This window comes from Micromonospora tarensis, assembly GCF_016803395.1.
GTDB classification, from domain to species: Bacteria; Actinomycetota; Actinomycetes; order Mycobacteriales; family Micromonosporaceae; genus Micromonospora; species Micromonospora tarensis.
The window spans coordinates 1-7,169 of record NZ_JAEVHL010000294.1; the positions used below are offsets into that span (position 1 = coordinate 1).

At 70.8% G+C, this 7,169-nt stretch carries 7 protein-coding genes and 2 pseudogenes; 4 read left to right on the forward strand and 5 right to left on the reverse strand.

Annotated elements, in window-relative coordinates:
* A partial coding sequence (locus tag JM949_RS31770; RefSeq protein ID WP_203151788.1) for a cellulose binding domain-containing protein occupies positions 1-312 on the forward strand: 312 nt, incomplete at its 5' end.
* A 62-nt stretch (positions 313-374) separates the two neighbouring features.
* On the opposite strand, the gene JM949_RS38720 is transcribed toward JM949_RS31770, so the two are convergent.
* The 4 genes and pseudogenes from JM949_RS38720 to JM949_RS31785 all read right to left on the reverse strand — a co-directional run bounded on the left by JM949_RS38720 (position 375) and on the right by JM949_RS31785 (position 4,509).
* Positions 375-1,562 carry a glycosyl hydrolase gene (locus JM949_RS38720; protein ID WP_309232420.1) on the reverse strand — a complete coding sequence of 396 codons (1,188 nt, stop codon included), beginning with the start codon at positions 1,560-1,562 and terminating at the stop codon, positions 375-377.
* 5 nt (positions 1,563-1,567) lie between these two features.
* Positions 1,568-3,241: pseudogene (locus JM949_RS38725) on the reverse strand (glycosyl hydrolase); the annotation flags it as partial.
* Between the two features lie 157 nt (positions 3,242-3,398).
* Complete coding sequence (locus JM949_RS31780; protein ID WP_203151789.1) at positions 3,399-3,773, reverse strand: MmcQ/YjbR family DNA-binding protein; 375 nt, start codon at positions 3,771-3,773, stop codon at positions 3,399-3,401.
* A 40-nt stretch (positions 3,774-3,813) separates the two neighbouring features.
* Positions 3,814-4,509 carry a DUF1223 domain-containing protein gene (locus tag JM949_RS31785; protein ID WP_203151790.1) on the reverse strand — a complete coding sequence of 232 codons (696 nt, stop codon included), beginning with the start codon at positions 4,507-4,509 and terminating at the stop codon, positions 3,814-3,816.
* A gap of 129 nt (positions 4,510-4,638) precedes the next feature.
* Between JM949_RS31785 and JM949_RS31790 the strand changes: the two genes are divergently transcribed.
* A complete protein-coding gene (locus JM949_RS31790; protein WP_203151791.1) occupies positions 4,639-4,941 on the forward strand; it encodes a GNAT family N-acetyltransferase in 303 nt (100 codons plus the stop codon).
* Positions 4,942-5,004: 63 nt separating this feature from the next.
* Here the strand turns inward: JM949_RS31790 and JM949_RS31795 are convergent, their stop codons facing one another.
* Complete coding sequence (locus JM949_RS31795) at positions 5,005-5,595, reverse strand: TetR/AcrR family transcriptional regulator (protein ID WP_203151792.1); 591 nt, start codon at positions 5,593-5,595, stop codon at positions 5,005-5,007.
* Between the two features lie 90 nt (positions 5,596-5,685).
* On the opposite strand from JM949_RS31795, the gene JM949_RS31800 reads away from it, so the two are divergent.
* Together JM949_RS31800 and JM949_RS31805 are read left to right on the forward strand one after the other, a co-directional pair.
* Positions 5,686-6,441 (forward strand): SDR family oxidoreductase, encoded by a 756-nt coding sequence (locus tag JM949_RS31800; protein WP_203151793.1) that lies wholly within the window; start codon positions 5,686-5,688, stop codon positions 6,439-6,441.
* A 34-nt stretch (positions 6,442-6,475) separates the two neighbouring features.
* Positions 6,476-7,169, forward strand: a pseudogene (locus tag JM949_RS31805) (isocitrate lyase/PEP mutase family protein); the annotation flags it as partial.

Here is a 7,169-nt window from a genome sequence, read left to right on the forward strand (position 1 = left end):
ACCACCCCGCCGCCGACCACCGGCGGATGTTCGGCGTCGGTGTCGCTGAACTCGTGGAACGGTGGCTTCGTGGCCAGCGTGAAGGTGACCGCCGGCTCCGCCGGCACGAACGGGTGGAACGTCAGCGTCACGCTCGCCAGTGGCGCCAGCGTCACCAACAGCTGGAGCGCGACGGCCAGCGGCTCCACCGGCACCGTCCGGTTCGCCAACGTTGACTACAACGGCCGGCTCAGCGCCGGTCAGGTCACCGAGTTCGGCTTCCAGGGCACCGGCAGCGGGGCTGGTCTGACGCCCACCTGCACCGCCTCCTGAGCACGTCGCCGCGCGGAGGACAAGACCTGTCCTCCGCGCCGGCCGAGCCTGGTGCGGGTCGATCAGGAGTACGGCAGCCGCAGTACCGACTGGTTGCCGAGGCCCACGGTGCTCGGGTTGTTGCCGATCGCCGACCAGATCTCCACCCGGACCGTGCCGTTGCTCAGCGCACCCAACGTGCCGGTGGCCGAGGCCAGGCCGCCGCTCTGGGTGTAGTGCTCGTAACCAGCGACCGGATCGGTGGCGAAGTAGCGCGACGTCTCCACCCGGTCCCAGCTGCCGTTGCCGGTGAGGTCGTAGGAGACCCGCACCTGCACGCCGTTGCCGACCGCCGTCCCGGCGTCCACGAACAGGTCGAACGCGGTCTGCCCGCCGGAGTAGGCGAGGGTGAGGCCGGTCGCCGTGAAGACCTGGGCGTTGGTCGGCGTACCGTCGTGGTTTCCGTTGGCCGCCGCGACCGTGGTGGTGGCCGCGCCCCCGGCGGCGCCCAACCCGCCGCCGGGCAGCAGGTAGCGGGTCGGACCGCCGGTGGACGGCGGCGGGGTGGTGGTCGGTGGGGGATCGGTAGGCGTCGTCGGGGGTACGCCGCCGGCCGCGTTGCCGCCACTCCAGGTGTACGCCCCGGTGGTGGCCGTCTTGCCCGCCCCCACGGCGAGGGTGGTGCCGTTGGAGAACGTCACGGTGATCGGCGTCGCGGTCGGGTTCGACGCCACGTAGGTACGGGCCCCGTTGCGGGAGAAGACCGCCGACAGCGGATGGTTGCCGGTCACCGAGGTGTCGACGGTGCCCAGCGCCGCGAGGTTGCGGACCCAGTGGAAGGTGTGTGCCCGGCTCTCGCCCTCCTCCGGGGTGTAGCCGGGGTTCGCCCGCAGGTTCGCCAGCGCCGCGTCGGCGTCGCCGAGGGCCTGGAACTGCCAGAGGATGTCCTGCCAGACGGTCGGCTGCCCGCCGTTGTTGCGGACCAGCTCGGCGTAGTTGGTCCGTACGTACGCCGGGTTGTTGCCCAGGTAGAGGTGGCCGCCGGTGACCGGCAGCAGGTTGATGCCCTGGATCATCTCCGGCTCGCCGCTGAACCAGGTGGCGTACGCGCCGCCGTCACCCCAGACCATGCCGACCGTCGAGTGCCCGAAGGCGGCGGGGAAGTTCTGGTCGCTGACGTCGAACCAGTATTCCTGGATGGCCGCGGCTGGGTGGTGTAGAGGAAGACGCCGGCGTCGCGGACGGCGGTGTCGCCGGTGGTCTGCCCCCACTGGATCAGGGCGTTGGCGAAGTTCATCCCCTCCGACGAGGACTCCTGGTTGTTGCCGGCGCCGAACGAGCCGTGCCCGGATGCCCAGTCGTGACCGGCGTAGATGTCGAAATCGCGCAGGTACGGGAAGCGGGTGTCGTCGCGGCGGTAGTTGTTGGCATCGCGGATCAGCAGGTCCACCATGCCGCCGTACCGGCTGGTCGAGGCCCAGCTCGGGTCGAACTTGGCGAGCGTCGCGGCGGCGGCAATGTAGTAGCCGTAGTGGAAGTGGTGGTCGTTCAGCTCCTGGTCGGAGCCGTACGACGCCGGGTAGCCGATCAGGGTGCCCCAGTTGTTGTCGTAGTAGAAGACCCTGCTGGTCTTGCCACTGGACGCGGTGAACCAGTCGGTCAGCGTGCTGCGGATCGCGTTCAGCGCGCTGTCGCGGGTGGCGGTGTCGTTGACCTGGTCGGCGATCTCGGCGATCCGGGCGGCCCGGCCGAGCCCCTTACCGGTCCAGTAGGTGTCGTTGCCGCGCTGGTCCATCGGGTTCGCCCGGACGGCGGCCAGTTGGCTGGTGAGGGTCGCCAGGTCGGCTCCGCTGCCGTCGCCGACCGCGGGCAGCTCCGGCAGCACGCCCTGGAACTTCATCGCGGTGCGGAACTGGTTGACGCCGGTGAGCACCTTCATCGGGCCCCGCGCCGACGGGTAGGTCGGGGTGATCGCGGTGGACCCGCTGAGCGACTTCCACTGGTGCGGGTAGAGGCTGACCACCGTCTGCGTGGCGCTGCCCTCCCGGGCGGTGGTGGTGAACGCGTACGTGGTGGTCAGACCGCTGGTCGCCGGGTTGTATGCGTACGACACCTGGGTGCCGGTCACGTGGGCGTGCGCGTACTGGCCGTAGGTCGCGGCCAGGGCGGCGCGCTCGGCGGTGCTCGACGTCGGCGGGAGCAGGGCGACGGAGAAGTAGCCCCGACCGGCCAGGGTGGACGAGATCCGGCCGGACGCGACGGTCCAGCTCGCGCCGCTGGGCGCGTACCCGACGTAGTCGTGGCCGTTGACCCGGAAGCCGATGGTGGCGCCGCTGTTGGACCAGACGTCCGGGGTGCCGGCGGTGCTGATCACCGCGTTGCCGCCGGTGGCCTGGAAGTACGCGAAGGGCAGACCGTGGCCGATGGTCGCGCGCAGGGTGCGGGTGCCGTCGCTCCAGTGCGGGCTGACCGTCCAGTCGGTCCAGCCGTCCACCTTGACCAGAGGTGCGGCGAGCCCGGCCACCCCCACCCGGATGTCCTGCACGTACGGGTAGTGGAACTCACCGACGCCGGTCGCGGTGCCGCTGATCGCGGGTGTCGAGTTGGCCGAGAAGCCCAGCCCGTCGGTGAAGGTGTCGTACGAGATCGGGTGGGCGTTCAGGGGTTCGCTGAAGGAGCAGTCGGTGCGCTTCCACAGCAGCGAGGACCACCAGTCGTTGGTGGGGATCGGACCGGTGGGCGCGTTGGCGGTGGCGAACTGCCGGGGGTTGCTGGACATCGCGCCGCAGCCGCTGGGGAGTGCGCCGACCGGCGTGGTGGTGTAGCTGCCGGCGCCGACGGGTGCGGCTTCGGCCGCGCGGGTGACCGGGATCGCGAGGCCGCCGACGACCAGGGACACAGCGGTGGCGGCGGCCAGGGCCCATCGGCGGTGGGGGACGGGAGGTTTCATGGTGCCTCCATCGCGCGCCGGGTGCGGCCCTTGCCGGGTCCGACGCGTTGCGTCTGAATTGGGGGGAAGGTCGTGTGAGAGAGCGCTCTCTCAGGGTCACGGTAGTGGAGGATCGAGATTCCCGTCAATGTGTCCAGGACGTTGCGTGCTGATGTCGCTATGTTCCGGCGCCCTCGAGATCGCTCAGCAGTGCCTCCGGGGCCCGCATCCGCCACGCGTCGGTCACCAGCTCGGTCAGCCGGTCCAGGTCGACCATCGCCAGACGCAGCATGACCAGGGGTAGTCCGTGATAGCCGGGCGTGGTGAAGAAGATGTCCGGCTCGCCGAGCAGGAGGGCCTGCTTCTCGGCCTCGTCGCCGACGAAGAGCACCGCGATGTCGAGCCGCAACACCCGTGGTCTGCCCGGTGTCCGCTCCGGATAGGACCAGACGAAGCCCTTGTTCGCCACCCGGAAGTCGAAGCCGTCGCTGGGGACCTCCACCGTGTGCGGCAGGGCCAGCGCCACCCGGCGTACGTCCTGCGCGTCAACCACCGAGCCCCCTCGCACCGCCCACCATCCGCATCCGCCGAGACTACGCGTCGGACAGCTCGACGATGCTCGCGCCGACGACGCTCCGGTGGCCGTCCTCCTGCACGTAGCCGACGACGGCGGCACCGCCCGGATCGAGATCAGACGGTGTCGCCAGCTCCACTCGTCCCTGCTCGGCGTCCAGACCCACCGACACGAAGGCGCGGACGACGTTGTCCTGTCGCAGCGTCCGCCCGGCGTTCTCACCCCGGGCGATCTCGCTCTCCAGGCCCCGTTGCACCAGCGCCACGTTCAGCACCGTGCGCTCCGGCGGCCGCTCAACCCGGTAGTCCAGCACCACCCGCTGCCCGCCCCGCTCGGCGACGGACAGCGCGAGCGAGGTGGCGGGAGGTGACGCCAGGGCGGACGCGATCGCGCCGGCCGCCCGTCGACGGTCGGACCCGACGAACTCCACGCTGCCGTTGACGACCATCTGCGGGGTGTACAGACCCCTGGTGCCCAACGCGCGGGCGTACGCCTCCTGCCGCGCGGTGTACGCCGCGTCGGCGAACTGGTCGGGCCAGCCCAGATCGTCCCAGTAGTCGACGTGGAAGCCGAGGCCGAAGACGGCCTGACCCCGTTGCCGCGCGTCGCGTTCGATCTCGGTCAGCAACTCCTCCGCCGGCGGGCAGCTGTTGCAGCCCTGGGAGGTGAACAGCTCCACGACGGCGAAGCCGCCGTCCGTCGCTGGGTCCGTCATGGTGGCGGGTCTCCTCCCGGGTGCGGTCAGCAGCGGTGCGTTCCCGTTCGGGCCGGAACGATGCGCGCGGGGTCACCTCCCCGCCGGCCTCGGGATGAACGCCGCAGGGTCGGGTGGTTGGATGATCGGGTGCAGTTCACCGTGACAGACGCGCCGGCGCGGGAGCGTTTCGAGGCGCGCGACGAGACCGGCGCGGTCGCCGGGTTCGTCACCTACCAACTGACCGGCTCGATCATCGCCTACACCCACACCGAGGTCGATCCGGCGTACGAGGGCAACGGCCTCGGGTCGACGCTGGCGCGCGCGGTGATGGACGACGCGCGGGCCAGGGGGCGGACGGTCGTGCCGATCTGCCCGTTCCTCGCCGACTGGCTGGTCAGACACCCGGAGTACGAGAGCATCGTGGTCCGTTCGACCCGCAAGATCAAATAGCGAACCGACCCCGGGGCGTTCTGCCCCGAGGTGTCGTGCCGGCCGGGCGTGAGGACTCAGGACTCAGGCGTCAGGCAGAAACCGGTCGGCGAGGGTGCGGGCGGTCGCGGTGAGCGTGTCGATGTCCAGCCCGGTCCGCCCCATGAACACGATCCCCTGCTGCGCGGCGAGCAGTGCGCGTGCCGTTGCGACCGGATCGACGTCGCGCGGCAGGTCACCCTCGTCCTGGGCTCGTACGACACACTCGGCGACCAGGGCCGTCGTCGCCTCGTAGGTGCGCCGCGCCTCCGCGAGAACGTCCGGGTCGGTGGTGGCGAGCTCGCAGGTGCTGTTCGCCATGAGGCAACCGCGCTGAGCGGCGGTGCCGCCCGGGTCGCTCACCGGCGCCAGGACGAACGCCCGTAGGGCGTCCAGGGCCCGGGGGGCGGACGTGAGCATCTCCCGCAGGTGGCCGCCGCTGGTGTCGGTGTATTCGCGCAACGCCCGCAGGAAGAGTTGGTGCTTGTCGCCGAAGGCGCCGTAGAGGCTGCCCTTGCCCAGCCCGCTGACGCGCATCAGGTCCTCCAGCGAGGTCGCCGTGTAGCCGGCATCCCAGAACTGGTCGCGTACGGCGCGTAGCACCTGGTCTTCGTCGAACTGCCGTGGTCTGGCCATGTGACCAGCCTAGCAATTATTGACTGATCGGTCCACGAAACGTATGGTGGACCGATCAGTCAATAATTCGTCAGGTGGAGGAACGCAATCATGGAACAGCCTCTTCAGGGCAAGATCGCCCTCGTCACCGGCGGCTCACGCGGTCTCGGCGCGGCGGCCGCCCGTGCTCTGGCCGACGCCGGAGCGGACGTCGCGATCACCTACGTCGGCTCCGCCGACAAGGCAGCCGTGGTCGTCGACGAACTGGTGGGTCGGGGTGTACGCGCCATCGCCGTGCAGAACGACCAGGCGGACGGCTCACGCGCAGCGCAGTTGATCGACGACGTCGTCGCCCGGCTCGGTGGCCTGGACATCCTGATCAACAACGCCGCCATCTCGGTGGAACAGGGCAGGACAGTCGACGACCCGGAGGTCGACGTCGCCGCCCTGGACCGGATGCACGCCACCAACTACACCGGCGTCATCGCGATCATCCGTGCGGCGGCGAAGGTGCTACGCGACAACGGGCGGATCGTCACCATCGGCTCGGGAATCGGCACCCGCGTCGGGGTTCCCGGTCTCGCCGACTACGCCGCGACCAAGGCCGGGCTGGTCGGGTACACCAGGGGCATCGCCCGCGACCTGGCACCACGCGGCATCACCGTCAACATGGTGCAGGCCGGGCTGATGCTGACCGGCATGGAACCGCCGAACCCGGAGGTGCTCAAGGGCATGGTCTCCAGCCTCGCCATCCAGCGGGTCAGCGACCCGGCCGAGACCGCGGCGGCCATCGCGTTCCTGGCCAGCCCCGCATCCTCCTACATCACCGGCGCCGTGCTTGACTCCAACGGCGGGTACACCGCCTGACCCGCGACCCCGCCTTCTTCGGGAGACCTGAACGATGACAGTTGCCACCTTCCGTGCCCTGCACCTCGACCGTGCCGCCGGCGATCCGCTCGTCCTGCCGGGGCCCTGGGACGCGGCCAGCGCTCGGGTGTTCGCCGACGCCGGGTTCCCGGCGCTCGCGACCCCGAGCGCCGGGGTCGCCGCCGCACTCGGCTTCGAGGACGGCGCGACCCCGCCGGACGAGATGTTCGCGCGGTGGCGCGCATCGTCCGTGCCGTCTCCGTTCCGGTCTCCGCCGACGTCGAGGGCGGTTACGGGCTCGCCCCCGCCGAACTGGTCGGGCGGCTCCTGGAGGCAGGCGCTGTCGGTTGCAACCTGGAGGACTCGGAGGGGCACACCACGGCTCAAGGACGCGCAGCGGCACGCCGACTGGCTGGCCGAGGTGCGGGCCGAGGCGGGTGACGCCCTGTTCATCAACGCGCGCGTCGACACGTTTTTGGTCGGGTCGGGTGACCCGGCCGACGCGGTGGAACGCGCCCTTCTGTACGTGGCGGCCGGCGCCGACTGCGTCTACCCGATCCTGGCGCCGCCGGAGGTGCTCCCGGTGCTGCGCGAGGGCATCACCGGGCCCCTCAACATGGTCGCCGGACCGGACCGGGAGTCCGTCGCCGACCTGGGGCGGCGCGGCGCGACCCGGATCACCTTCGGCCCCGGCCTGCAGCGCTACGCGATGGCGGCGATCGGCGACC